Consider the following 24,198-nt stretch of genomic DNA (forward strand, 5'->3'; position numbering starts at 1 on the left):
AGAACGTGCTGGAATAAGTATAGCCACAAAAAAACCGACGCTTTTGGCGTCGGTTTTTTTACTTCAGTCAGTTATCGGTGAGGGCATTTTGATAGCGACGCAGCATCAGCGCCAGCCGCCCTACCGGTTCGGTGACCTGAAGCGGTGCATCCCAGTGCTTAAGTTTTTCCTGATAGATATCGAGCTCTTCAAGCAGCTGCGTAAAGTAACGGCGACGTTTGTCATCACTGCTGGCGGAAAGCACATGGTCCGCGGTACGACGCAGCTGACGGTGCCAGGCGGAGAGATCGTCGTTGATCGGCACCGGTGCACTGCGCAGACGCTGGTGCGCGATAATCATGGTTAACGCCAGGCGGAACTTCGCGATGTCGCCCGGAAACTTGTTCAGCAGTAAAAACAGCTGCTGATAGAGCGCCGGGAGGTGGTTCTCTTTACGACGCGCGGTATTGGTGGTCATCGACGACACGGCGGCAGAAACAAACTGATTCAATAACACACGCCCCGTCCGCGCCTGTGAGTTATCTCGCACCAGCAGAATGACCATCATCGCCAGGAAACAGCCCACCAGCTGGCCCAGCGCGCTGTCGAGGAACTGGCTGAAATGGAAAGTCATCGGGTTATCGAGCACGATGATGTTAATCGTACTCGCCAGCGCCCCCAGCGATCCCAGGCGACGCTTTTGCACTTCAATGCCGATAAAGAACGCCATCACCGCCAGGCTAATACAGAGCAGCAACATGCTTTGTTGCGTCGACGGGATGATGACCAGGAAATAGAGCGCCCCTATCGGCAGGGCGGCAATGGTACCGTAGAGGAAATCAACGGCAACCATACGGGGGTTAGGCAGACGCATCGCCAGTGCGGTCACAACGGCAATCATCACCATCGCGCCGCTGCCAGACGTCCAGCCTGTCCACAACCAGAACAGCGTACCGAGCATACAGGCAAGCGTGGTACGCCAGAAATTGACCATCGCGTGGTGGCGTTCGGCAGATTCGGCCTTGATGACCACTTCACCCTGGAGGACCTCTTCTTCCGCCGCGCTAATTTTGGTGTTGCCGATCACGCCACGTTTCAGCAGCAGATAGCGCGTCGCGGCCCCGACCCAGGTGTAGATGGTCACCGGCGTGTCGCGCTCCCCGGTCCAGGCGATCACCCGACGCATACGCTTAAGCTGTTTATGCACGTCCTGCACGGTTTCCACCGGCTCGGCAAACAGCTCACGGAACGTATCGGTGACCGCTTCCGGACGGGTGTTCTGGATGAGATACGTTTCACACGCCTGGGTAATCAGCGTCAGGGAGACAGTATTGAGGGCTTTCAGGCGGCGGTTCGCACGGGCCCAGCGCGAGGACTCCATGTTGAGGTTGCTACGCATCCCCTCCAGCGCCTGCGTCCGGCGAACCAGCCCGCTCCAGGCGTTATCCACCTCTTCACTGTCGCCATGCTTAATGCACAGCTGCATCAGCTGGTACTGGGCAACGATCAGCGCGTCAAGTTCACGGTCGACTTCCTGTTTGATGGAGCGTGGAGAGAAAAGCAGGTCAGCGACAATCGCACTCACAATACCGATCACAATCTCGCTGCAGCGCTCCACGGCAAACTGCGGCGCGAGCAAAGGTTCAGACTGAATGGTGATGATAATAATCAGCGCGGTATAGCCCGCCAGCCCCCAGGCGTAGGAGTTTTCCACTTTCACCAGAGACGAAATCCAGGTGCAGAAACCCGCCCAGATACAGCACACCATCAGCATCAACAATGGCGTGCGGATCATCAGAATAATAATGGTGAGTGCTGCGAAACAGCCGATAAACGTCCCGATGATACGCAGCATCCCACGATAGCGGATCGCGCCAGAATAGGGTTCCCCGCCAGCGGCAAAGGCAGGACCCGCCGCAACTATTGCCGCCGTCAGGACCGCCCAGCGAGGGGTTTCAAGCTGGAAGTGAAAGCCAACAAACAGCGCCAGCACAATGGCACAGGCCAGCTTCACGGCGAAGCGAATGTGCTGGCTGGCGATGGAAAAGATACCCATGGCGATTAACCAAACTCGCGCAGGCGATGGGCAATTTTACGGAAGAAGGAGTCCTGGCTGGCATCCCGATCTTTTTCACCGGTGATCACCACCGTCGCCGTGGTCCCCGCTGGCCACAGGTTGCCCTGCTGTTCATCAAGGTGAATACGTACCGGCACACGCTGCGCCAGACGCACCCATTCCAGGTTGGAATCCACCGTCGCCATTCCTTTAGTATCGTTAGAGCTGCTGGAGTTGGTCACCCCTGCAGCGACACTGTCGACGGTACCTTTGAAGACGCGGTTACTGCCCAGCGGCGTGATTTCCGCACGATAACCCGGACGCACGCCTTCCAGCTTGGTCTCTTCCATATAGGCGAGCACGTAGAAGGAGTTCTGTTTAACCAGCGCCACGGCAGTGGAGCCACGGGTAATAAACTCCCCGGCATAGACATTGAGGTTAGTGACCCAGCCGTCGGATGGCGCGCGGATCACGGTGCGCTCCAGATCGAGCTTAGCGAGATCGCGCGTGGCTTGCGCTTTCGCCAGCTGGTGCAGCACGGTTTGCAGCACGTTGTTAGACTGGTCTATCTCTTCACGGGACATGGCCTGAACGCCCAACTGGTTACGGCGGCCCGCCTCACGGCGTTTTTCCGATGCCAGCGCCTGGTAATAGGCGACATCTGCTTCCGCTTCTTCCAGCGCCTTCTGGTAACGAGGCTGGTCGATGGTGAACAGAACCTGATCTTTTTTCACCAGCTGGTTATCGTGAACATTCACCGCCGTGATTAGACCAGCCACATCGGGGGCGATGGCCACGACATCCGCGCTGAAGCGCGCATCACGCGTCCACGGTGATTCGGTGTAATAGACCCAGGCACGAAAAATAGCGATGAAGGCGAGGATAACCAGCGCCATCGTGATGGCAGTGCGGGAGATTTTTCTTGTTAGCGTTTTCACATCAACCTCAGACAAACATGCGCGATATCAGGTAAAACAGGCAGCAATACAGCGCGGTATTGAACAATGCAGGGTGCCAGACGAAATCGTAAATCCCGGTAGGGACCAGCACCTTGCGCACCAGCCAGAAGATCGCCAGTGATAAAAGTAGCTCGAAAAATATCGGTGGGAACGACAGACCGAACACCACGATAACGGGAAACAGACTCATGTTGACCTTGATAAGAGAGAGTGCAGGCTTCAGAATTTTTTAGCGCACGCCATCGCAGAAGAGCAAGAAACGTCGGGCGAGAATGGCGCAGCCGTTATGTAATTAATAATATATTAACGTAACTGTTATGCTGTTATCTATAATATGTGATCTAAATCACTTTTAAGCCAGAGTGAACAATGGAACGTTTAAAACGCATGTCGGTCTTCGCCAAAGTGGTTGAACTGGGTTCGTTTACCGCCGCGGCACGTCAGCTTCAGATGAGCGTATCATCCATTAGCCAGACGGTCTCTAAACTGGAAGATGAGCTACAGGTCAAGCTGCTCAACCGCAGTACCCGCAGCATTGGGCTGACGGAGGCGGGTAAAATTTACTATCAGGGCTGCCGACGCATGATGCACGAAGTACAAGACGTCCATGAACAGCTCTACGCCTTTAACAACACCCCGATCGGCACACTCCGTATAGGGTGTTCTTCAACTATGGCACAAAATGTACTCGCTGCCATGACCGCGGATATGCTGAAGGAGTACCCCGGGCTTACCGTCAATCTGGTGACAGGTATCCCGGCGCCGGATCTGATCGCCGATGGTCTGGACGTGGTGATCCGCGTGGGGGCGTTGCAGGATTCCAGCCTCTTCTCGCGTCGACTGGGCAGCATGCCGATGGTTGTCTGCGCCTCGAAAAGCTATCTTGCGCAGTACGGCGTTCCGGAGAAACCCGCGGATCTCACCAACCACTCCTGGCTGGAGTACAGCGTGCGACCCGACAATGAATTCGAGTTGATTGCCCCGGAGGGGATCTCCACCCGGCTGCTGCCGGAAGGGCGATTCGTCACTAACGATCCGATGACTATTTCGCGCTGGCTGGTGGCCGGTGCGGGGATCGCCTACGTCCCGTTGATGTGGGTGATCAATGAGATCAACAGCGGCGTGCTGGAGATCCTTTTCCCTCGCTATCAATCCGATCCGCGCCCGGTCTACGCCCTGTATACCGAAAAGGACAAGCTGCCGCTCAAAGTGCAGGTGTGTATCAACTATCTGACCGACTATTTTGTGGACGTGGCGGAGCTGTTTCAGGGGATGCGGGGAAGAAGGAAAGAATAGGCCTTTCCCCTCTCCCGGTTGGGGAGAGGGTTAGGGTGAGGCGGTGAAAAACTACGCTGTACCGCCCACCGTCAGATTATCCACTTTCAGGGTTGGCTGGCCGACGCCAACCGGCAGGCTCTGGCCCTCTTTACCGCAGACGCCCACGCCGTTGTCCAGCTTCAGATCGTTACCGACCATAGAGATCTGCTGCATGGCTTCGATACCGGAACCAATCAGGGTCGCACCTTTTACCGCTTTGGTCACTTTTCCCTTCTCAATCAGATACGCTTCTGAGGTAGAGAAGACAAATTTACCGGAGGTGATGTCCACCTGGCCGCCGCCAAAGTTTGGCGCAAAGATACCGTAATCTACAGACTCGATAATCTCCTGCGGCGTGGATTTGCCCGGCAACATGTAAGTGTTGGTCATGCGCGGCATTGGCAGGTGCGCGTAAGATTCACGACGGCCGTTACCCGTTGGTGCGACGCCCATCAGGCGCGCGTTGAGTTTGTCCTGCATGTAACCTTTCAGCACGCCGTTTTCAATCAGCACATTGTACTGGCCTGGCGTACCTTCATCATCGATAGCCACCGAACCGCGACGGTCAGGCATGGTGCCATCATCCACCACGGTGCACAGCTCAGAGGAGACGAGCTGTCCAATCTGACCGCTGAATACGGATGTCCCGCGACGGTTAAAGTCGCCTTCCAGACCGTGGCCCACCGCTTCGTGCAGCAGCACGCCCGGCCAGCCTGCGCCCAGCACCACCGGGAATGTCCCGGCGGGAGCCGCAACAGCATTAAGATTCACCAGCGCCATGCGCACGGCTTCTTTTGCCCACGCGTCAGCGCGCGCTTCGCCATCTACATCGCCCAGGAACCAGTCATAGCCGAAACGACCGCCGCCGCCGCTGGAGCCACGCTCGCGTTTACCGTTGTCATCAACCTGCACGCTGATGGAAAGACGCACCAGCGGACGCACATCGGCGGCCAGCGTACCGTCCGTTGCCGCCACCAGAATCAGTTCATAAACACCGCTCAGGCTGGCAGAAACTTCCTGCACGCGTTTATCGGCAGCACGCGCCACTTTATCCACGCGGCGCAGAATATCCAGCTTCTCTTCGCGGCTCATGCTCTGCAGCGGATCGATACTGGTATAGAGCGCAGAGTGCGACACTTCACCGAGGGTTTTCACACGGCCGTCGCCAGTATCACGCACAATGGTACGCGCAGCCTGCGCACTTTGCTCCAGTGCAGCCAGGCTAATCTGGTCGGCATAGGCAAAACCGGTTTTCTCACCGCTGACGGCGCGCACGCCGACGCCCTGGTCAATGTTATAAGAACCATCTTTGATGATGCTGTCTTCTAAAACCCAGGATTCGTGATAGCTCGACTGGAAATAGAGATCGCCGTAGTCGAGACGGCGTTCGGTCAGTTGACCAAGAATGGAGAACAGGTCCTGATGGCTCAGGCCGTTCGCTGCGAGCAAATGTTCACTTACCAGGTTCAGACTCATCGTATTGCTACTCGTTCGTTGCCGCCCGTGGCGGTATAAAAATCGTATTTATTGAGAGTGAGGCAATTACCTGCCCACGTCAAATCATTGCTGTGCATCTTTGCGCGGCTGGCGCAGTACCTCGTTAATCTGGGGTTTATCCACCGGACCGGTAATGCGATAGCGCAGAATCGAGACTTTGCTCCACAGCGGCCCCAGCACTTTACTGGCAGCAAATACCGCCGCACCGACTATCGGGTTCACCACAAACGCCGCCGCCACGCCCACGCTCGCGGAAATTTCCGGTGCCACCACGGCTTCCATATCCAGCTCACGGCGTACCAGATTGACTGAGCCTTTCATGGCGATATCCGCTTCCAGGCCGTCTACCAGCGTGTCATCCGTATGCATCACGCCGTCCTTTATCCACGCCGTGCTGCGGATGGAATCGTAGTAGAAACCTTCGCTGAAGGTGTCGCTGAAATCGAAGCGCAGCTTGCGCAGCAGCGCATCAAAACTCAGCAGGCGCAGGATCTGCCCGGCTCGCCCCGTGCTCACATCGGCGATTTCCCCCTTGCCAAAGCGGGTTTTTAAAATACCGTTCAGTGACGCTTCGTCTGGCTTCCACGGCGCGTCTCGCCAGTGAAGATCGTAATTCACGTCAAATGACGATCCCCGCAGCGGCGTAGTGATGCCAAAGAAATTGGTTGCCGCATCCAGTTTGTTGCCTTTAATGTCGCCCTTCAGGGAGGTCCGCTGTTCGCCCGGGTTATTGACCCATTCCCCTGCGGCCGTCATGCGGCCAAAACCGGTATCGACCAGGCCGCCGGAGAGCGTAAGCGTATTCCCCTGGATGGCAAAATCGCCGTCGATACGGCCATATTTTTGCCCCCACAGCCAGCATTCCGCGCAGCGCAGCTGGAGATCGGGCCAGCCGCTAAAATCGACGCGGGAGGCTTGACTCAGCGGCGATGTGTTCGCCGGTTGATCTTTACTCGCGGTGGCCGGGTTGTAGTAGAGATAGCGAATCGCTGCCTGCCACGGCGCGTTATTACGCATGGTAAGCGTGCCGTTGATCTCCCGGCCCTGCGCCTCCACTTTGGAGCCATTCGCGGTGGGCTGAGAAACAATGCTAAGGTTGTTCCACTGCTGTCCGCCCAACATCAGCGACGGCGTGCGTACCGTAACGGTTTGCGGGAACTGGGCGGCTTCATCCACGTTTTGTCCAACGCCTTTCTGGAACAGCGCCAGCCACTCCGCGCCATCCATCGGCGGAAGATTGAGCTCAACGCCCGCATGGTCGGGCAGCGGCGGCGTGGTTTTGCTGTCCGTCGTCCAGATAGCCCTGTCGAGGGTGAGTTTGCGATTAAGCAGCCAGCGGCTGTTGAAATGGTTTGTGCTGCCCGCATTTCCGGTCAACGCAAAGCTGTTCAGGTTGCCATCGACGTTGACCTTCACCGGCAGCGATTGTCCGGCCTGTTTATCCAGCGGCGCGGGCAACTGGCTGTGGATGTTTTTCAGGTCACCCGTGATGTCGACCTTATACTGCACGCCTGCGTGATAAGGCAGCTCAATAGCCACTTTGCCATTCCAGGCTACCGCGCCATCCACTGATGACGCGATCGGCTTCGGCAGGACGTCCATACGCGCAGGCTGCCAGTTACCGTCCAGATTGACGGCCACCTGGTAAGCTTTTTCACCCTCAGTGGTTGTGAAGTCAATATTCACCGGCTGATTAAACCAGCTGGCGGTCAGCGGCTCGCTCTTGAGGTTACCATTCACAAAACTGAACTGCCCGCTGAGGTTTTTCAGGGTGCTCTCAAGCGGTTTAATGTACAGACTGTTGTTCTTCAGACGGACATCACCTTTGGCGGTGGTCATCTCACCGTCAAGCGGGATATCAAGATGTAAGCGAGCATTCACATCGCCATCAAGCTGGAGCTGCTGCAGCGTCGCCGCCAGCGACTCTTTCAGCGGCGTCTCCTCAAAGTACGGCCCCACCGCTTTACCTGGACCGTTAATGTCGGCATCAATAAGCAGCTTCTCTTTTGAGTAGTCCGGGATGTTAGCCGTCAGGTTGCTGGCCGTCACGCCGCCCAGCGCAACGCTGTCTGACTTCATCCATAAGCCGTCATTGAGGAAGTTAAGTTCGATATCCAGGTTTTTCAGCGCAGGCCAGCCAGGCTGGAACGCGAAGGTGGCGTTGTGCAGCGGCACCAGCACCTGGAACTGACCTTCATTATGTTTGTACGGGAAAAGGTGCGGATTACCACCGTAGACCAGTGTGGCATTATCCGCCTGACCGCCCTGAATCGCGCCGCTCAGATAGTCGACCAGCGCTTTCCCCATCAGGTTTTCCGGGAAATAGCGCCAGGCCTGAGAACCATCATCGGTACTGATGCCGGCCAGAATACCCAGCCAGGGCTCATCGCCATCTGGCTGCAGGTAGCGGAAATCGCCGCGTGCATGTACCGCTTTGGCTTTGACGTCGATATGCCTGCCATCAAGCTGGAAGCCCTTATCATTACGGAGCCAGTTCAGCACCGCATTGCCCTGTTCAATTTCCAGCGGCGCACGGAAGACCGTCTCGTAAGGCATTTTGGCGTTGTGCATATCCACCGTCAGCCTGCCGTTTTCCACGCTACCTTCCAGCTTGCCGCTGAAGTGCTCGGCTCCCGGAAGCAGCTTCCACTGCTTCCAGGCAAGATCGTTCCACGAGGCCTGGAAACGGGTTTTATCTGTGGCCTGAAGCGGGATATCCAGCGCCAGCGCATCAATCTTGCCGCTCGGCTGCGTTGCCAGCCAAATCTCGCCCAAATCCGGGGAGAGTTTCGCCGCCATCGAGCGCAGGCCTTCGATGGCTGTCAGATCCAGGTTACTGGCGCGGATACGCAGCTCATCGCTGCGTTTACTGGCCGCGCCGCCCACGTCCTGCTCCGGCATCCAGGCCAGCGTCAGCGCACCGCGCGGCCACGGCTTGCCGTCCATCGTGATGCGCGTATCCGGAATAGCAAACTGCCAGCCCTCTTTCTCCTGCGTCACATGCGCGGTGAGGTTATCGACGGAAAGCTGATGCTGCTGATTTTCGCCCTTCCAGCTTGCGCCCCCTTGCTTGAGCCAGATATCGCCGCTGGCGAATTTTCCTTTCGTCAGGGTTAGCCAGCCCTCAAGGCTGAAGCGGGCGGTTTCCAGCTGCATGTTTTGCTGTAACCAGTCACCGAGCCAAGGCTTCACGTCCACATCGTCGGCCTGCAGCCAGACTTTACCGTTGTTTAGCAGGCCGTCATCGTCGCGCAGATCCATACGTACCTGCATCACGCCGTGCTGGCCATTCAGGCTGGACAGGCTCACCAGTCCTTCCGCGCGGTGTCGGTTCTTGCCGTTAAGCCAGGTTAGCTGTGGGATCGCCAGTTCGGCGCGCTGGCCGGAAAGGGTAATAAAGCTCACTTCGCTGTCGCGCAGATCGAAATGATCGAACTGACGGAGGAAGAGATCGCTGAAGCGGTTGGCTTCCAGGCCCTGATTATCCTCACCGCCCGTTAGCGGCGTATTGGTCAGAAACTGAAGCTGGTAAAAGGTGAGATCGCGAAACTGCCAGCGCAGATGCAGCAGGCTTTGCCAGACGTCCAGCGCCAGGGTCACGCGTTTGATTTTCAGATGGCCGCCATCTTTCAGGCTGGCATTGATATCCCGGACGTCGAGCGTCGGGCCAAAATTTTGCCAGCTGGCGCTTAGCTGGCTTACGTCCACCGGCACACCGGTGGTGGATTCGATTTTTGCCAGCAGCTGCGGACGCCAGCTGTCGAGATGCGGCAAAACGAGGCGTAGCCCGCTCACGAGCAACGCGACAATCACGACCAGCGTTGCCCCTGTAAGCAATAAAATCCCCGGCAATCGCCTCACGCATCTCTCCTTGTCAGCTTTCGTCACGCAGCGTACTGCGTTTTACATCATCACAACGTCAAACTGCTCCTGGTTATAGAGCGGTTCAATTTGTACTTTTACCTGTTTGCCGACAAAGATTTCCACTTCCGCCAGCGCGTGCGACTCTTCGCCTTTCAACGCTTCCGCCACCGCAGGGGAAGCATAGACCAGAAAACGGTCGGAGTCGTAGGCGTGATGAACTCGGACGATTTCACGCATAATTTCGTAGCAGACGGTCTCAACCGTCTTTACCGTTCCGCGTCCATGGCAGGTTGGGCATTCATTACACAGCACATGCTCAACGCTTTCTCGGGTGCGCTTACGCGTCATTTCCACCAGCCCCAGCTGTGAGAAACCGTTAATGCTGGTTTTCACGCGATCCTTACTCAGCGCCTGCTCCAGTGAATGCAGCACGCGGCGGCGGTGATCTTCATTACTCATATCGATGAAGTCGATGATGATAATGCCGCCGAGATTGCGCAGACGCAGCTGGCGGGCAATCGCCTGCGTGGCTTCAATGTTGGTGTTGAAGATGGTGTCATCGAGGTTGCGATGGCCAACAAACGCGCCGGTGTTGATATCGACGGTGGTCATCGCTTCGGTCTGATCGATAATCAGATACCCGCCGGACTTGAGCTCAACCTTACGCTCCAGGGCACGCTGGATCTCGTTTTCGACATCATAGAGATCGAAGATAGGCTGACGCCCGGTGTAGTGCTCCAGCAGGCCCGGCATTTCCGGGATGTATTCAGCGGTAAATTCCAGCAGCGCTTCATACGTCAGGCGAGAGTCCACGCGAATGCGGTCGAGCTGCGCATCGGCAAAGTCACGCAGAACGCGCTGAGCCAGCGCCAGCTCACCGTAAAGCTGGTAGCGGGTCTGGTTGCGTTTTTTACGCTCCATCACTTTGGTCCAGACGCGCTTAAGGTATGCGGCATCGGATGCCAGATCGTCTTCGCTGATCCCTTCCGCGGCGGTGCGGATAATAAACCCGCCCTGTTCATCGCAGTAGGCGCTGACCACTTTCTTCAGACGCTCGCGCTCGCTTTCGCTCTCAATGCGCTGCGAAACGCCAACGTGTGACGCGCCGGGCATAAAGACCAGATAACGGGAGGGTAAGGTGATGTCGGTGGTCAGACGGGCGCCTTTGGTGCCCAGGGGATCTTTCACCACCTGCACCATTAAGTCCTGGCCCTGACGCACCAGTTCGGAAATATCGCGCACGGCAAATTGCTTTTGCTCTTCGCCCGCAACGCACTCGGTGTGCGGCATGATATCGGAGGCATGTAAAAATGCCGCCTTATCCAGACCAATATCTACAAAAGCCGCCTGCATACCCGGCAGTACACGACTGACACGACCTTTGTAGATATTGCCTACTATTCCGCGCCGCGCTTCACGCTCAATATGAATTTCCTGAAGAATGCCACCGTCAATATAGGCCACACGGGTTTCCGATGGCGTTACGTTTACCAACAATTCAGCCGTCATAATTATCCCTTCCCTCACGCAGTGAGTTAAAATTGCTCAGCAACTCATACGTTTCCACCAGCGGTAAGCCGACTACGGCGTGATAGCTGCCATGAATCTTCCTGACAAAACAGCCACCCAGCCCCTGAATACCGTATGCACCTGCTTTATCCATCGGTTCACCGCTGGCAATATAAGCGGCGATCTCGTCGTCGGTAAGTACTCTGAACGTGACATCGGTTACCACCAGACAATCCAGCACGTGCTGGCTATCCGCCAGCGCGACCGCCGTCATTACCTGATGCGTTTGCCCGGACATTTTGCGCAGCATACGCGCCGCATGTTCGGTATCGTGCGGTTTCTCAAGCACTTCACCATTAAGGATAACGATGGTATCTGCTCCCAGCACCGGCAGATCGCGGGGCACTAACGCCACGCCCGCCTGCGCTTTCTCGCGCGCCAGGCGAGAGACGTATTGCTGCGCACTTTCGCCCTCAGCACGTTTTTCTTCAATGCCGGTCACAATGCGTTCAAAAGATACCCCTAACTGGGTCAGGAGTTCCTGACGGCGCGGGGAACCGGAAGCGAGATACAAAGACGTCATAGAAACCTTTTTATTGCACGGCAAACTGCTGGCGAACCTTACGCATCAGCAGGAACAGCCACGGCCAGAGCACACCGTTTACTACACTACTCCAGAACACTTCCGGTCGGAAAGAGACGTTGATCACTAAAAACTCTGCCCAGAAAACAACGATATCCGCAGCAAGCGACAACAACATCACGACCAGGGCCTGTTGCCAGAGCGCGAGGTTACGAAAGAGCTGGAATTTCAGTGCGACGAGGTACGCAATAATGCTCATGGACAGGGCGCGAACGCCCAGCGTAGAGCCACTAATGAGATCCAGTATGGCACCCATAACAAAACCCGTGCCGACATTTACGCGGTGCGGCAGGGCAAGGATCCAGTAAAGTAAAATGAGCAAGACCCAGTTTGGCCGGAAAACGAGAATGTTATCCGGCCAGGGCATAATCTGCAGCAACAGTGCAATGAGGAACGAGAGCCAGATGACCCAGCGTCCCTGGCTACGATAACTTGCCACTACTGCCCTCCCGAAGAGAGTTTAGGCGGTGGCGGCGCATCTGGCAGCGGCTGCGTTAACCCGGTTGCCGGCGCGGGCACTGGCGCAGGTGGCCCCATGGAGTCCGCAGGCGGAAGAACCTGCGGCATCATCTGCATCAGGCGTTCGTTTGCGACACGGTGCACCTCTTCAGGCGTCATCGGATTCGTGCCATTACGATCGGCACCCCAGAGCAGCAGCAGGTAGCGCAGACGCTGTAAACCCGCAGTCGGACGAGCCTGAATGACGGTGTACGCACGTTGAGTATCGAGCTTCACGGAAGAGACCACCGCAACCGGGTAACCCTCAGGGAAGCGTCCACCCAAACCGGAAGTCACCAGGACATCACCGACACGGATGTCCGTGTTCGCAGGCAGGTGCTCCAGCTGCAGATCGTCCGTACAGCCGTTACCGGCCGCAATCACGCGGATATCGTTACGCAGGACCTGGATAGGCAGCGCATGCGTGGCATCGCAAATCAGCAGCACGCGGCTGGTCAGCTTGGCGACGGCAACAACCTGCCCCACTACGCCTTTATCACTGATTACGGGCTGGCCTTCATACACACCGTTCACACTCCCTTTGTCGATCACAACCTGATCGCTGTAAGGATCGTTCACGGTGGAGATCACCTGGGTGACCATCTTCTGCTCATCCTGACGCAGCGGCGAGCCGAGCAGTTCACGCAGACGCGCGTTTTCCTGCTTATATTGCCCCAGCATCAGCAGTTCGCTGTTTTTCAGCAGCAGTTCCTGGCGTAATGCCCGGTTTTCAAGTTCGAGCTGGTCTCGTGAAGACAGCGTTTGAGAAACGGAGTCGAGCAGTTCACGGGGACCATTTGATATAAAGTAGAAAGGACTGACGGCGGTATCCATGTACGTTCTGATCTGGCTGAACGTACCGAGGCGGCTATCGGCAATAATGACGCCAAGCGCAACCAGAACCGCCAGAATAAGGCGAAACTGTAGCGATGGGCCACGGCTAAAAATTGGCTTCATAGGCTATGCGTATTCTCGTGTCAGAGAGAAAGGGTAGCGATTCGCTACCCTTTCACAATGACTACTCTTCGCTGAACAAGTCGCCGCCGTGCATGTCGATCATTTCCAGCGCCTTGCCACCACCACGGGCGACGCAAGTCAGTGGATCTTCTGCAACTACGACAGGAATACCTGTCTCTTCCATTAACAGGCGGTCGAGGTTACGCAGCAGCGCACCACCACCGGTCAGAACCATACCGCGCTCGGAGATATCGGACGCCAGTTCTGGTGGGCACTGTTCCAGCGCAACCATTACCGCGCTCACGATGCCAGTCAGCGGTTCCTGCAGCGCTTCCAGAATTTCGTTGGAGTTCAGGGTAAAGCCGCGTGGCACACCTTCCGCCAGGTTACGACCACGCACTTCGATCTCACGCACTTCATCGCCCGGATAAGCAGAGCCGATTTCGTGTTTGATACGCTCTGCGGTCGCTTCACCGATCAGAGAGCCGTAGTTACGGCGCACGTAATTAATGATGGCTTCATCGAAGCGGTCACCACCGATACGTACGGAGGAGGAGTACACCACACCGTTCAGAGAGATAACGGCCACTTCTGTGGTACCACCACCGATATCCACCACCATTGAACCGGTTGCTTCAGACACAGGCAGACCTGCACCGATTGCCGCCGCCATTGGCTCTTCAATCAGGAACACTTCACGAGCACCCGCACCCTGAGCAGATTCACGGATTGCGCGACGCTCTACCTGGGTTGCGCCAACCGGCACACACACCAGAACACGCGGGCTTGGACGCATGAAGCTATTGCTGTGAACCTGCTTGATGAAGTGCTGAAGCATTTTTTCAGTCACGAAGAAGTCAGCGATAACGCCGTCTTTCATTGGGCGAATTGCGGCGATGTTGCCAGGGGTACGACCCAGCATCTGCTTCGCGTCATGACCCACTGCGGCGACGCTTTTCGGCGAGCCTGCACGATCCTGACGAATGGCCACAACAGAAGGCTCATTCAATACGATGCCTTGTCCTTTTACGTAAATAAGGGTATTCGCGGTACCCAGGTCAATGGACAGGTCATTGGAAAACATGCCACGAAATTTTTTCAACATACTAAGGGATAATCCTGAAAGCTGGGGCGGAAAACAAAATCCGCTTACTTTACCAACCACACGCAGCAGCGACAAGGCGCAAAAATCATCTGCAACGGTGAAAATTTGTGCAGTACGTTTCCTGATGTTACAAAATTGATCCCTGACTCCCTCAGGGCTGAGTCAACAGCAGCATTCCTTACTGACCTTTGTAACCCGTTAAAGGTCGTTCACTGGCTTTTTGCTCGACATACTCAAAGCTACAGGCGCGATATTCTACGTGAAAACAACGTAAACGGCAGGTCAAACAGAGTATCTTTGCAAATATTTTTTCACGTTGGTGTCAAGCGGTTGAGAGGCGGCAAAAAAATCGCCCTGACCGCCCATGACACCGCGCTCTGTTAACATCTGCCATTCGCCCCTGGAGCGCACGCCCGCGGCAAAGACTTGTGTTCGGGTTCCTTTACACGCTTCAACCAGACTCTGAACCAGCAGCTGGTTTTCCGTGCGCTTTTCAATATTTCTTACCAGCCCCGGATGCAGCTTTAATAGCTCCACATCCAGTTCCTTGATCCAGTCGGTACTGACCAGCGTTAAACCAGCTTGTGTCACCGCCACACGCGCACCGAGCGCGTTGATCAAACGAACCACCGGACGTAACCGGCTGATGTGTTGACCCACATCCGCCTCAGCAAGTTCAAAAATAATGCGTTTGCGTTGCGATTTTTCGCATTGCATTAATGTATCACGCAGCCAGCGCTGAAAACGCGGGCGTATTAACGACTCAACGGTGACCTGTAACGCCAGACTTTCTTCCGGCCAGAAAGATAAAAATGGGATCAGGCGGGAAATTTGCTGGCGGTCATACTCTTCAGACAGCCCAAATTGCAGCACCATTGGCAGATATTCCGCAGAAATAACCTCTTCCGTACCGTCAAAAATACGGCACATCAGTTCGCGATGATGGACATAGCCGTTTTTCATGACCGCCGGTTTTTGATAAATGCGTGGCCCACCGCGGCTCAGCATTTGCTCAATCAACGTACGCCAGCGCACGTTTCCACGCCCTTTTTCCGGTAACGAGTCATCGTAAACGGCCCATCCGTTCGCCCCCTGCAACACGGCGTTGCGGGTAGCCGATTCCGCATGCTCCATCACCTGCTCCGTCGACTGACCGCCACGCCAGGCGCAGATCCCCATATGCACCATGTCGTCGCGGTCGAGCATTTTACTCTGGGGCAGCGCGTCTACCGCCTTCAGCAGCTGGCTGGCAATGCTTTCCGACTCTTTTAGCGTGCGATGCGGCAATAACACGGCAAAGTCGCTACGGTGATAGCGGGCCAACAGTGCCCCCGGGTAGCGCATGATAAAGGTGGAGAGCAGGTTGATCAGCGTAAAGAGATTTTCTTCCGCGGCCCGCTGCCCCCATGTGTCGCGCAGCAGATCGAAATCGGGCAGGCGAATCATCATCACCACGCCGTGAGTGCCCACTTTTTCCGAATCGTCGAGCAGCGTGGCCAGTTGATTATCAAAGAAAAGGCGGTTGTTAAGGCCGGTTTTATTATCCTGCGCGGCATAAGAGCGGATCAGCGTATCCATACGGCTGCGCTGGTCGCTGGCAAACTGAATTTCTGAGAGCAACGTATCCAGCGCACTGCTGGTGCGTGACGGCCATTCATGAACAGAGCCGCGCACCTGCGGGCCGCGCTCACCGTTCAGGATGCGGACGGAGCGGATTTCCAGCAGTTCCTGCCCTGAGAGCTGGCGGCGCAACCAGCGAACCGCGAGAAAAATGAGCAGAATAATGAATGCAACCGCGATCGTGAGCGGCGCGGTGGTCATCATAGAACGGAAATAGCTGGCCATCGGATCGAGATAGACCATGTGAATGGTCATACCCGGGTTTTTAAGGGAGTGCACCGTTACTTCCCGGTACTGACTCACTACGCCCGCAGGGCGATAACTTCCCTGCCGTTCATGGCTTAAAACCTGATGCTTTCCCTGCTGAATATCGATCCGAATAATATCAACCGGCACCATCAACTCATCCAGTTCCCGGGAGAGCGACGGGAGTGGCGTGGTCAGCAGACGCGTATCAATGACCGACGCAACAGACTGCACCCGGTTGACCAGTTTGTCCTGAATGGCGTTATAAAAGCTCAAAGAGCAACCCAGAAGCGTGACAAAGATGGTCAGCCCCGTTAGCAAGGTGATAAAAGCCGAGAACTTCGTCGTTAATCGCATCCTTGAGATTACTCCGTGGGTTGAGGGGGTAGCGAGTAAGCGCTAACTTGCATTTCAAATGCGGCATACTACCAAATCGGGCGTATCTGGCAATTTATTGCGTTAAATCGGCATTGAATTACCCTGAGCGAGTATAGTCTTCAGAAATTATTTTCCAATCATCTGAGTCGTGAGGACCCCGTATGCAGGCTTTGATCTTAGAACAGCAGGACGGCAAAACGCTTGCCTCAGTACAGGCCGTAGAAGAGAGCCGTCTGCCGGAAGGCGACGTCACCGTCGACATCGACTGGTCCAGTTTAAATTACAAAGATGCACTGGCGATCACCGGTAAGGGTAAAATCATCCGAAATTTCCCTATGGTGCCGGGTATTGATTTTGCTGGCCGGGTCCACAGCAGCGAAGACCCTCGCTTCCATGCGGGCCAGCACGTGCTGCTCACCGGCTGGGGTGTGGGTGAAAATCACTGGGGCGGGCTGGCAACACAGGCGCGCGTAAAAGGCGACTGGCTGGTGCCGATGCCGAAAGGCATGGATGGTCGCAAAGCGATGATCATCGGCACCGCAGGCTTTACCGCCATGCTGTGCGTGATGGCGCTGGAAGAGGCGGGGGTTCGCCCTGAGTCGGGTGACATTGTCGTGACCGGCGCCAGCGGTGGCGTGGGGAGCACGGCGGTAACGTTGCTGCACAAACTGGGTTACCAGGTCACGGCGGTTTCCGGCCGGGAAAGTACGCATGATTATCTTCGCCAGCTCGGTGCCAGCCGCATTCTTGGCCGCGATGAATTCGCCGAAACCCGTCCACTGGAAAAACAGGTCTGGGCGGGCGCGGTAGATACCGTCGGCGATAAAGTGCTGGCGAAGGTCCTGGCGCAGATGAACTACGGCGGCTGCGTGGCAGCCTGCGGTCTGGCGGGCGGCTTTGCCCTGCCAACTACCGTCATGCCGTTTATTTTGCGTAACGTTCGCCTGCAGGGCGTGGACTCCGTGATGACGCCAGCGGCTCGCCGCACGGACGCCTGGGAACGTCTGGTACGCGATCTGCCGGAATCGTTCTTTACCCAGAGCGCAACGGAGATAAGCCTCAGCCAGGCGCCAGACTATGCCAGTAAAATCATGGATAACCAGTTCCACGGTCGCGCGCTGGTGAAAATCGCCTAATCTTCAAATTTTCGTGACATATTCGCGTGAAGCGCTCTCCTCCGTCATGCTTAGAAAAACGCATGACGGAGGATGCCATGAAAAACCGAAAACTGACGGAAGCCGACGTAACGTCCGAGTCTGTCTTTATGTTACAGCGCCGCCAGATCCTGAAAATGCTTGGCATCAGCGCCACTGCACTGACGCTCTCCCCTGCGGCACATGCCGACCTGCTCGACTGGTTTAAAGGTAACGATCGCCCTAAGGCGCCTTCCGGGGCCCCGCTTACGTTTACGAAACCCGCCGAGTGGCAAAACAAACTGACGCTCACCCCTGAAGACAAAGTCACCGGCTACAACAACTTTTACGAATTTGGTCTGGATAAAGCCGATCCTGCCGCCAATGCAGGCAGCATGAAAACCGATCCGTGGACGTTGAAAATTGACGGCGAGGTGGCAAAACCCCTGACGCTCGACCACCACGATCTGACCACCCGCTTCCCGCTCGAAGAGCGCATCTATCGCATGCGCTGCGTGGAAGCCTGGTCGATGGTGGTACCCTGGGTCGGCTTCCCGCTGCATAAGCTGCTGGCGTTGGTTGAGCCCACCAGCAATGCAAAATATGTCGCCTTCCAGACGCGCTACGCTCCGGACGAGATGCCGGGCCAGAAAGATCGGTTTATCGGCGGTGGACTGGACTATCCGTACGTTGAAGGGCTACGCCTCGACGAAGCCATGCATCCCCTTACCCTGCTGACCGTTGGCGTATACGGCAAGGCGCTTCCTCCTCAAAACGGCGCCCCCATTCGGTTAACCGTACCGTGGAAATACGGCTTCAAAGGAATTAAGTCTATCGTCAGCATTAAGCTGACCCGCGAGCGTCCGCCAACGACCTGGAACCTGGCAGCACCGGGTGAATACGGTTTCTTCGCGAATGTGAATCCGCATGTGGATCATCCCCGCTGGTCGCAGGCGACTGAGCGCTTTATTGGCGCGGGTGGTGCGCTGGACGTTAAGCGTCAGCCCACGCTATTGTTTAACGGGTATGCGGATGAAGTGGCTTCGCTTTACCGTGGCCTTAATTTACGGGAGAACTTCTGAGTGCGTTTAACGGCAAAGCAGATTACCTGGCTGAAAGTGCTGCTGCATTTAGCCGGAATACTTCCTTTTATCTGGTTGTTCTGGGCCGCCAGTCAGGGCCTCTTTAGCGCCGATCCGGCAAAGGATATCCAGCATTTTACGGGTCGGATGGCTCTGAAATTTTTACTGGCAACCTTGCTCGTCTCGCCGCTGGCGCGCTACGCTAAACAGCCATTATTGATACGTACCCGTCGGCTTTTGGGGCTATGGTGTTTTGCCTGGGCGACGCTGCACCTTACCAGCTACGCCCTGCTGGAACTGGGAATTAACAATCTGACACTGCTTGGCCGAGAGCTGGTGACACGCCCTTATCTGACGCTGGGTATCGTAAGCTGGCTGGTTTTACTGGCGTTAGCGCTGACGTCCACGCAATATGCGCAGCGAAAGCTGGGCAGACGCTGGCAGTTACTGCACAACTTCGTCTATCTTGTCGCGATCCTCGCCCCCATTCATTATCTGTGGTCGGTGAAGATCCTCTCCCCGCAGCCAGTCCTGTATGCGCTGGCGGCAGTGGCGCTTTTAGCATGGCGTTACAAGAAGTTCCGCCAGTGGTTGCGATAGTTCGCGAAACTGTGCGTTTTCCCGCAGATTGCCCCTCAACCGCAAATCTTTTTTGGATTGCGGTTGATAATCTTCCCTGATAAGACCAGTATTTAGCTGCCAAATGCTACGAAATCGTTATAATGTGCGACCTTGGTTCGCCTGACAGTGGTTTTTGGCCTCTGAAAAGGTGACATTTGCGATTCGACGGTATATTTTGTTTTTTACCCGAAAATCGCAGGAGATAGCGGCATAATGACTGACAAGTTCCATATCTTAGTATTGAACGGACCGAACCTGAACATGCTCGGTACCCGTGAGCCAGAGAAGTACGGCACGCTAACATTGAGCGAAATTGTTAACCGTCTGAGCACGGAAGCAGCGTCGCTGAATGTGGATTTGGATCATTTTCAGTCAAACGCGGAGTACGCAATCATCGACCGTATTCATCAGGCTAAAGACAATGTGGACTATATCCTGATCAATCCGGCCGCGTTTACGCACACCAGTGTTGCTATCCGCGACGCACTGCTCGCGGTGAGTATCCCGTTTATCGAGATCCACCTGAGTAACGTGCACGCCCGAGAGCCGTTCCGCCACCATTCGTATCTGTCGGATATCGCTACTGGCGTTATCTGCGGACTGGGCGCTGACGGTTATTCATACGCTTTACAGACAGCGGTAAAACGCTTGTCACAATCACACTAAACAAGAGTACGGAACCCACTCATGGATATTCGTAAGATTAAAAAACTGATCGAGCTGGTTGAAGAATCAGGCATCTCCGAACTGGAAATTTCTGAAGGCGAAGAGTCTGTACGCATCAGCCGTGCAGCCCCAGCCGCTAGCTTCCCGGTAATGCAGCAGGCTTACGCTGCGCCAGTGCAGCAGCCTGCGCTCTCCGCAGCCGTTGCACCAGCAGCTGAAGCCGCACCTGCCGCTGCAGCAGAAATCAGTGGTCACATCGTACGTTCCCCAATGGTTGGTACTTTCTACCGCACCCCGAGCCCGGACGCGAAGGCGTTCATCGAAGTGGGTCAGAAAGTCAACGTAGGCGATACCCTGTGCATCGTTGAAGCGATGAAAATGATGAACCAGATCGAAGCAGACAAATCAGGTACTGTGAAAGCGATTCTGGTCGAAAGTGGTCAGCCGGTTGAATTTGACGAGCCGCTGGTCGTCATCGAGTAACGAGGCGAACATGCTGGATAAAATTGTTATCGCCAACCGCGGCGAGATTGCACTGCGTATTCTTCGTGCCTGTAAAGAACTGGGCATCAAGACCGTCGCGGTGCACTCAAGTGCGGATCGCGATTTAAAACACGTATTGCTGGCGGATGAGACGGTCTGTATTGGCCCGGCTCCGTCCGTAAAAAGCTATCTGAACATCCCGGCTATCATCAGCGCCGCTGAAATCACCGGCGCGGTGGCAATTCATCCGGGTTATGGCTTCCTCTCTGAGAACGCCAACTTTGCTGAGCAGGTTGAACGCTCTGGCTTTATCTTCATCGGCCCGAAAGCCGACACTATCCGCCTGATGGGCGACAAAGTGTCTGCGATCACCGCGATGAAAAAAGCCGGTGTGCCAACCGTACCAGGCTCTGACGGCCCTCTGACCGACGACATGGATGCTAACCGTGCTCATGCTAAACGCATTGGCTACCCGGTTATCATCAAGGCGTCCGGCGGTGGCGGCGGTCGCGGTATGCGCGTAGTACGCAGCGATGCTGAACTGGCGCAGTCCATCTCCATGACCAAAGCGGAAGCGAAAGCGGCTTTCAGCAATGACATGGTGTACATGGAAAAATACCTGGAAAACCCACGCCACATCGAAATTCAGGTGTTGGCTGACGGTCAGGGTAACGCGATCTATCTGGCAGAACGTGACTGCTCCATGCAGCGTCGTCACCAGAAAGTCGTCGAAGAAGCACCTGCGCCGGGCATTACCCCGGAACTGCGTCGCTACATCGGTGAGCGTTGCGCCAAGGCGTGTGTCGATATCGGCTATCGCGGGGCGGGTACTTTTGAGTTCCTGTTCGAAAACGGCGAGTTCTACTTCATCGAGATGAACACCCGTATTCAGGTTGAACACCCGGTTACCGAAATGATCACCGGCGTTGACCTGATCAAAGAACAGCTGCGTATCGCTGCGGGTCAGCCGTTGTCCATCAAGCAGGAAGAAGTCGTGGTGAAAGGCCATGCGGTTGAATGCCGTATCAACGCCGAAGACCCGAACACCTTCCTGCCAAGCCCGGGTAAAATCACGCGTTTCCACGCGCCGGGTGGCTTTGGTGTGCGTTGGGAGTCTCATATCTACGCCGGTTACACCGTACCGCCGTACTATGACTCAATGATCGGCAAGCTCATCTGCTACGGCGAAAACCGTGACGTGGCGATTGCCCGCATGAAGAACGCCCTGCAGGAGTTGATCATCGACGGTATTAAAACCAACGTTGATCTCCAGATGCGCATCATGAGCGACGAGCACTTCCAGAATGGTGGAACTAACATCCACTATCTTGAGAAGAAACTCGGCCTCAACGAGAAGTAATCTAAAAACACGCCTGTTTATCAGGCGTGTTTATTTTTTTCGTCCTTGTTTCCCCTCTAAACTATTCACCGTCACTATATCCCCAACCCAACCTAGAAATATTCAATATCATCATTTTTTCTACATTTAATTTTAATTATTCCTGAATTCTTAACGATATTACGAAGTGGTGTAATGAGTCCGTTTTTCTTAATATTTTTTTCGATAACGGACATATCTTTTATGAATATACTGAAGAGTGGCATACAGAAAAAATGTGTTGCTGCTGCGCTGTTATGTGCATCGGTAACGTCTTTGCCTTTATACGCTGAAACCACGGCCAACTGGTGGGAAAGATGGCAGGATAACCAGGCCTTCAATGAAGCTCTGGATGAACTCGGTATGAGTTATCAACTGTTATCTGAAGATCCACAAAAAACCCTCACCCGTTCAGCCGACCCGGCTGATGTTCTCTACTGGCAAAAGCGCACCATGCAAATTTATGGTGATGCTGACAAAGACATTTATTATATTCCAGCCATTGAAGATCATGATGAAGCTCGTGCCAGAACAGGCTTCACAGGTCGCAATCCCTATTTTAATACCTATTATTATGGTGAACAGGGTGATACGTTCACATTGACCACCTCTTCCCAACCCGATGATGTGGTCTGCTACGCAGGACTGGAAAATCAATACAGCGGTACAATCACCACTAAATATCAGGTGCAGTTAAATGCCAATCACTCAACGCAATATACCCTGAGTGAAAATGGATTAATGCTGCTGGCCTGCTGGGATAAAAGTGGTACCTATAGCCATATGAACACACTCGTTCGTGTGGATGTCACATCGACGACCGCGAAAAAACACCCGTTATTTGTTTTTGGACTTAACACAAAAGAAGAGTGGAAGGCCCTGAGCCAGCAGAGTACACCGACCGGGCAAACACTCCTGTTTGACGGGCGCTCTCGGTATGTCGTGAATAATTCCACCGCTAAAGCGTCACTGAATACCAATGTGCTGCAAATGCTGCGCGAACAATTAAGCTACGTCATGGACTATGATAGGGTTAACGGGCTTGATGGGTCATCGTATTTACATCAGCCTCTGCGCGGTTTGAATTTCGGTATTTTTAACAGCTGCTGCTGGTCTCAGGGAGGCGCCGGACGTATTGGGATCGGCTTTGGCAACAGCTTACCAACCGAAACCAGCTGGGGTCATTGGCATGAATATGGTCATCAAAATCAGATGACCTGGGCATGGAACGGGTTAACTGAAGTGACAAATAATATTATGTCCGTTTCAGCCTGCCGTGTGTTACGCGGAGAAGTCACGGATAAATCCTGTCACGAAAATCTGTATTACAACAATTTCTCCTGGGATCAGCAGGCCGTCGGTTCTTTCCTGAACGCTGGCGAAACACATCAGTTTGATACTGACAATGACGTCTTCCGTAAATTAATGATGTTTACCCAGCTGAAAACATCGTGGCCCGATCTCTTCGCTTATATTGGCAAAGCCTACCGCGAAACCTATAACGAGGGTAAAGGCAAATCTCTGGTTGCAACCAATCAACAAAAAATTGATTTCTTTGTGGTCAATGCCAGCAAAGCAGCGGGGCATGATTTACGTGAATTCTTTACACGTTGGGGTTTAGGCTATTCCGCTGATGCTGACTCACAAATTGCTGCCCTGAAATTACCTCAGCCGAACAAAGTGACAAAAACCTTTACCAGTAGCCTGAACGGCTCTTCCCCGATTACCATTGAAGTTCCGGCTGAAGATAACACTGTGAATATTGCTTTTGTGACCAACACACCTAAGGCTGGCCCTACCTCTCTGGTCTGGGTTGAGGATGGTGAAACGCCACTGTATGCGCAGGTTGTCGATAGTCGTAACAGAAGCTTCATCGTGAAACTGCGTGGCCAGAACAGCCATGGCGGCTGCAATATTCATTCCGTTAACACCGCGGTTAACTGCAACTCAGGAACAAGCGCATATTTAAGAGTCGCTTATAAAGCAGAAGATAACCCGCATCTGCCTCAGGGCAGCTATACGGGTGTTCTTCATCTGATTGCGCGTGACTGGCACAACACGGACTGGACGGCAAACGTGAATGTCGATCTTTCCATTGTGAAGTAAGTGCTTTATTGCTGCGCCAGTTTCTGGCGCAGCAGACAATGATTTGGCCTAACCTGCTTATTTATCAGATTCACTATAATGAAGATTAATTAGTTCTACAT

At 54.8% G+C, this 24,198-nt stretch carries 19 protein-coding genes; 8 read left to right on the plus strand and 11 right to left on the minus strand.

The features are described 5' to 3' along the window. Positions 1-67 precede the first annotated feature (67 nt). The 3 genes from aaeB to aaeX are packed head-to-tail and all read right to left on the minus strand — an operon-like array spanning position 68 to position 3,184. Complete coding sequence (gene aaeB / locus AAER43_RS20510) at positions 68-2,035, minus strand: p-hydroxybenzoic acid efflux pump subunit AaeB (RefSeq protein ID WP_014885427.1); 1,968 nt, start codon at positions 2,033-2,035, stop codon at positions 68-70. A 5-nt stretch (positions 2,036-2,040) separates the two neighbouring features. Next, positions 2,041-2,973 carry a p-hydroxybenzoic acid efflux pump subunit AaeA gene (gene aaeA / locus AAER43_RS20515; RefSeq protein WP_014885428.1) on the minus strand — a complete coding sequence of 311 codons (933 nt, stop codon included), beginning with the start codon at positions 2,971-2,973 and terminating at the stop codon, positions 2,041-2,043. Positions 2,974-2,980: 7 nt separating this feature from the next. Continuing rightward, on the minus strand, positions 2,981-3,184 hold the full coding sequence (gene aaeX, locus AAER43_RS20520) for a p-hydroxybenzoic acid efflux pump operon protein AaeX (protein ID WP_003860416.1): 204 nt from the start codon (positions 3,182-3,184) through the stop codon (positions 2,981-2,983). Positions 3,185-3,363: 179 nt separating this feature from the next. Here aaeX and aaeR point away from each other — a divergent pair, with 179 nt between their 5' ends. Then, positions 3,364-4,290 (plus strand): HTH-type transcriptional activator AaeR, encoded by a 927-nt coding sequence (gene aaeR / locus AAER43_RS20525; RefSeq protein WP_014885429.1) that lies wholly within the window; start codon positions 3,364-3,366, stop codon positions 4,288-4,290. 51 nt (positions 4,291-4,341) lie between these two features. Here the strand turns inward: aaeR and tldD are convergent, their stop codons facing one another. From tldD to csrD, 8 genes are all read right to left on the minus strand, one after another. After that, positions 4,342-5,787: a metalloprotease TldD gene (gene tldD, locus AAER43_RS20530; protein ID WP_023331419.1), complete on the minus strand. Its 1,446-nt coding sequence runs from the start codon at positions 5,785-5,787 to the stop codon at positions 4,342-4,344. Positions 5,788-5,871: 84 nt separating this feature from the next. After that, positions 5,872-9,669 (minus strand): AsmA2 domain-containing protein YhdP, encoded by a 3,798-nt coding sequence (yhdP, locus tag AAER43_RS20535; protein ID WP_014885431.1) that lies wholly within the window; start codon positions 9,667-9,669, stop codon positions 5,872-5,874. Between the two features lie 42 nt (positions 9,670-9,711). Then, complete coding sequence (rng, locus tag AAER43_RS20540; RefSeq protein ID WP_014885432.1) at positions 9,712-11,181, minus strand: ribonuclease G; 1,470 nt, start codon at positions 11,179-11,181, stop codon at positions 9,712-9,714. Continuing rightward, positions 11,171-11,764 (minus strand): nucleoside triphosphate pyrophosphatase, encoded by a 594-nt coding sequence (locus AAER43_RS20545; protein ID WP_014885433.1) that lies wholly within the window; start codon positions 11,762-11,764, stop codon positions 11,171-11,173. The genes rng and AAER43_RS20545 overlap by 11 nt, the downstream gene beginning before the upstream one ends. Before the next feature lie 10 nt (positions 11,765-11,774). Further along, the gene (gene mreD / locus AAER43_RS20550) at positions 11,775-12,263 is read right to left on the minus strand and encodes a rod shape-determining protein MreD (protein WP_008502849.1); all 489 of its coding nucleotides are present in this window, start codon (positions 12,261-12,263) and stop codon (positions 11,775-11,777) included. Then, the gene (gene mreC / locus AAER43_RS20555; RefSeq protein WP_008502850.1) at positions 12,263-13,279 is read right to left on the minus strand and encodes a rod shape-determining protein MreC; all 1,017 of its coding nucleotides are present in this window, start codon (positions 13,277-13,279) and stop codon (positions 12,263-12,265) included. The genes mreD and mreC overlap by 1 nt, the downstream gene beginning before the upstream one ends. A gap of 61 nt (positions 13,280-13,340) precedes the next feature. Then, positions 13,341-14,384 carry a rod shape-determining protein MreB gene (gene mreB, locus AAER43_RS20560; RefSeq protein ID WP_000913396.1) on the minus strand — a complete coding sequence of 348 codons (1,044 nt, stop codon included), beginning with the start codon at positions 14,382-14,384 and terminating at the stop codon, positions 13,341-13,343. A 282-nt stretch (positions 14,385-14,666) separates the two neighbouring features. After that, on the minus strand, positions 14,667-16,607 hold the full coding sequence (gene csrD / locus AAER43_RS20565) for an RNase E specificity factor CsrD (protein WP_023337866.1): 1,941 nt from the start codon (positions 16,605-16,607) through the stop codon (positions 14,667-14,669). 182 nt (positions 16,608-16,789) lie between these two features. Between csrD and AAER43_RS20570 the strand changes: the two genes are divergently transcribed. From AAER43_RS20570 to AAER43_RS20600, 7 genes are all read left to right on the plus strand, one after another. Beyond that, positions 16,790-17,764: an MDR family oxidoreductase gene (locus tag AAER43_RS20570; protein ID WP_014885435.1), complete on the plus strand. Its 975-nt coding sequence runs from the start codon at positions 16,790-16,792 to the stop codon at positions 17,762-17,764. A gap of 77 nt (positions 17,765-17,841) precedes the next feature. Next, the gene (msrP, locus tag AAER43_RS20575) at positions 17,842-18,843 is read left to right on the plus strand and encodes a protein-methionine-sulfoxide reductase catalytic subunit MsrP (protein WP_023331424.1); all 1,002 of its coding nucleotides are present in this window, start codon (positions 17,842-17,844) and stop codon (positions 18,841-18,843) included. Continuing rightward, positions 18,844-19,443, plus strand: a complete 600-nt coding sequence (gene msrQ / locus AAER43_RS20580) for a protein-methionine-sulfoxide reductase heme-binding subunit MsrQ (RefSeq protein ID WP_014885437.1) — start codon at positions 18,844-18,846, stop codon at positions 19,441-19,443. Positions 19,444-19,677: 234 nt separating this feature from the next. Then, positions 19,678-20,130, plus strand: coding sequence for a type II 3-dehydroquinate dehydratase (aroQ, locus tag AAER43_RS20585; RefSeq protein ID WP_023331425.1), 453 nt, complete (start codon positions 19,678-19,680; stop codon positions 20,128-20,130). Positions 20,131-20,151: 21 nt separating this feature from the next. After that, on the plus strand, positions 20,152-20,613 hold the full coding sequence (gene accB / locus AAER43_RS20590) for an acetyl-CoA carboxylase biotin carboxyl carrier protein (protein ID WP_010436174.1): 462 nt from the start codon (positions 20,152-20,154) through the stop codon (positions 20,611-20,613). Positions 20,614-20,623: 10 nt separating this feature from the next. Continuing rightward, entirely contained in the window at positions 20,624-21,973 is a 1,350-nt protein-coding gene (gene accC / locus AAER43_RS20595; RefSeq protein ID WP_003860388.1) for an acetyl-CoA carboxylase biotin carboxylase subunit, read from the plus strand. 222 nt (positions 21,974-22,195) lie between these two features. After that, the gene (locus AAER43_RS20600; RefSeq protein WP_057057989.1) at positions 22,196-24,097 is read left to right on the plus strand and encodes a M60 family metallopeptidase; all 1,902 of its coding nucleotides are present in this window, start codon (positions 22,196-22,198) and stop codon (positions 24,095-24,097) included. Positions 24,098-24,198 lie beyond the last annotated feature (101 nt).

The organism is Enterobacter sp. FUJ80071, from assembly GCF_038739915.1.
Taxonomy (GTDB): domain Bacteria; phylum Pseudomonadota; class Gammaproteobacteria; order Enterobacterales; family Enterobacteriaceae; genus Enterobacter; species Enterobacter kobei.

Bases quoted from the DNA above. Each gene is read 5' to 3' on its own strand.
- accB (WP_010436174.1), top strand. From the start codon at position 20,152: ATGGATATTCGTAAGATTAAAAAACTGATCGAGCTGGTTGAAGAATCA.
- aaeR (WP_014885429.1), top strand. From the start codon at position 3,364: ATGGAACGTTTAAAACGCATGTCGGTCTTCGCCAAAGTGGTTGAACTG.
- AAER43_RS20600 (WP_057057989.1), top strand. From the start codon at position 22,196: ATGAATATACTGAAGAGTGGCATACAGAAAAAATGTGTTGCTGCTGCG.
- msrP (WP_023331424.1), top strand. From the start codon at position 17,842: ATGAAAAACCGAAAACTGACGGAAGCCGACGTAACGTCCGAGTCTGTC.
- aaeB (WP_014885427.1), bottom strand. From the start codon at position 2,035: ATGGGTATCTTTTCCATCGCCAGCCAGCACATTCGCTTCGCCGTGAAG.
- accC (WP_003860388.1), top strand. From the start codon at position 20,624: ATGCTGGATAAAATTGTTATCGCCAACCGCGGCGAGATTGCACTGCGT.
- AAER43_RS20545 (WP_014885433.1), bottom strand. From the start codon at position 11,764: ATGACGTCTTTGTATCTCGCTTCCGGTTCCCCGCGCCGTCAGGAACTC.
- csrD (WP_023337866.1), bottom strand. From the start codon at position 16,607: ATGCGATTAACGACGAAGTTCTCGGCTTTTATCACCTTGCTAACGGGG.
- AAER43_RS20570 (WP_014885435.1), top strand. From the start codon at position 16,790: ATGCAGGCTTTGATCTTAGAACAGCAGGACGGCAAAACGCTTGCCTCA.
- mreB (WP_000913396.1), bottom strand. From the start codon at position 14,384: ATGTTGAAAAAATTTCGTGGCATGTTTTCCAATGACCTGTCCATTGAC.
- aaeX (WP_003860416.1), bottom strand. From the start codon at position 3,184: ATGAGTCTGTTTCCCGTTATCGTGGTGTTCGGTCTGTCGTTCCCACCG.
- rng (WP_014885432.1), bottom strand. From the start codon at position 11,181: ATGACGGCTGAATTGTTGGTAAACGTAACGCCATCGGAAACCCGTGTG.
- tldD (WP_023331419.1), bottom strand. From the start codon at position 5,787: ATGAGTCTGAACCTGGTAAGTGAACATTTGCTCGCAGCGAACGGCCTG.
- mreC (WP_008502850.1), bottom strand. From the start codon at position 13,279: ATGAAGCCAATTTTTAGCCGTGGCCCATCGCTACAGTTTCGCCTTATT.
- aroQ (WP_023331425.1), top strand. From the start codon at position 19,678: ATGACTGACAAGTTCCATATCTTAGTATTGAACGGACCGAACCTGAAC.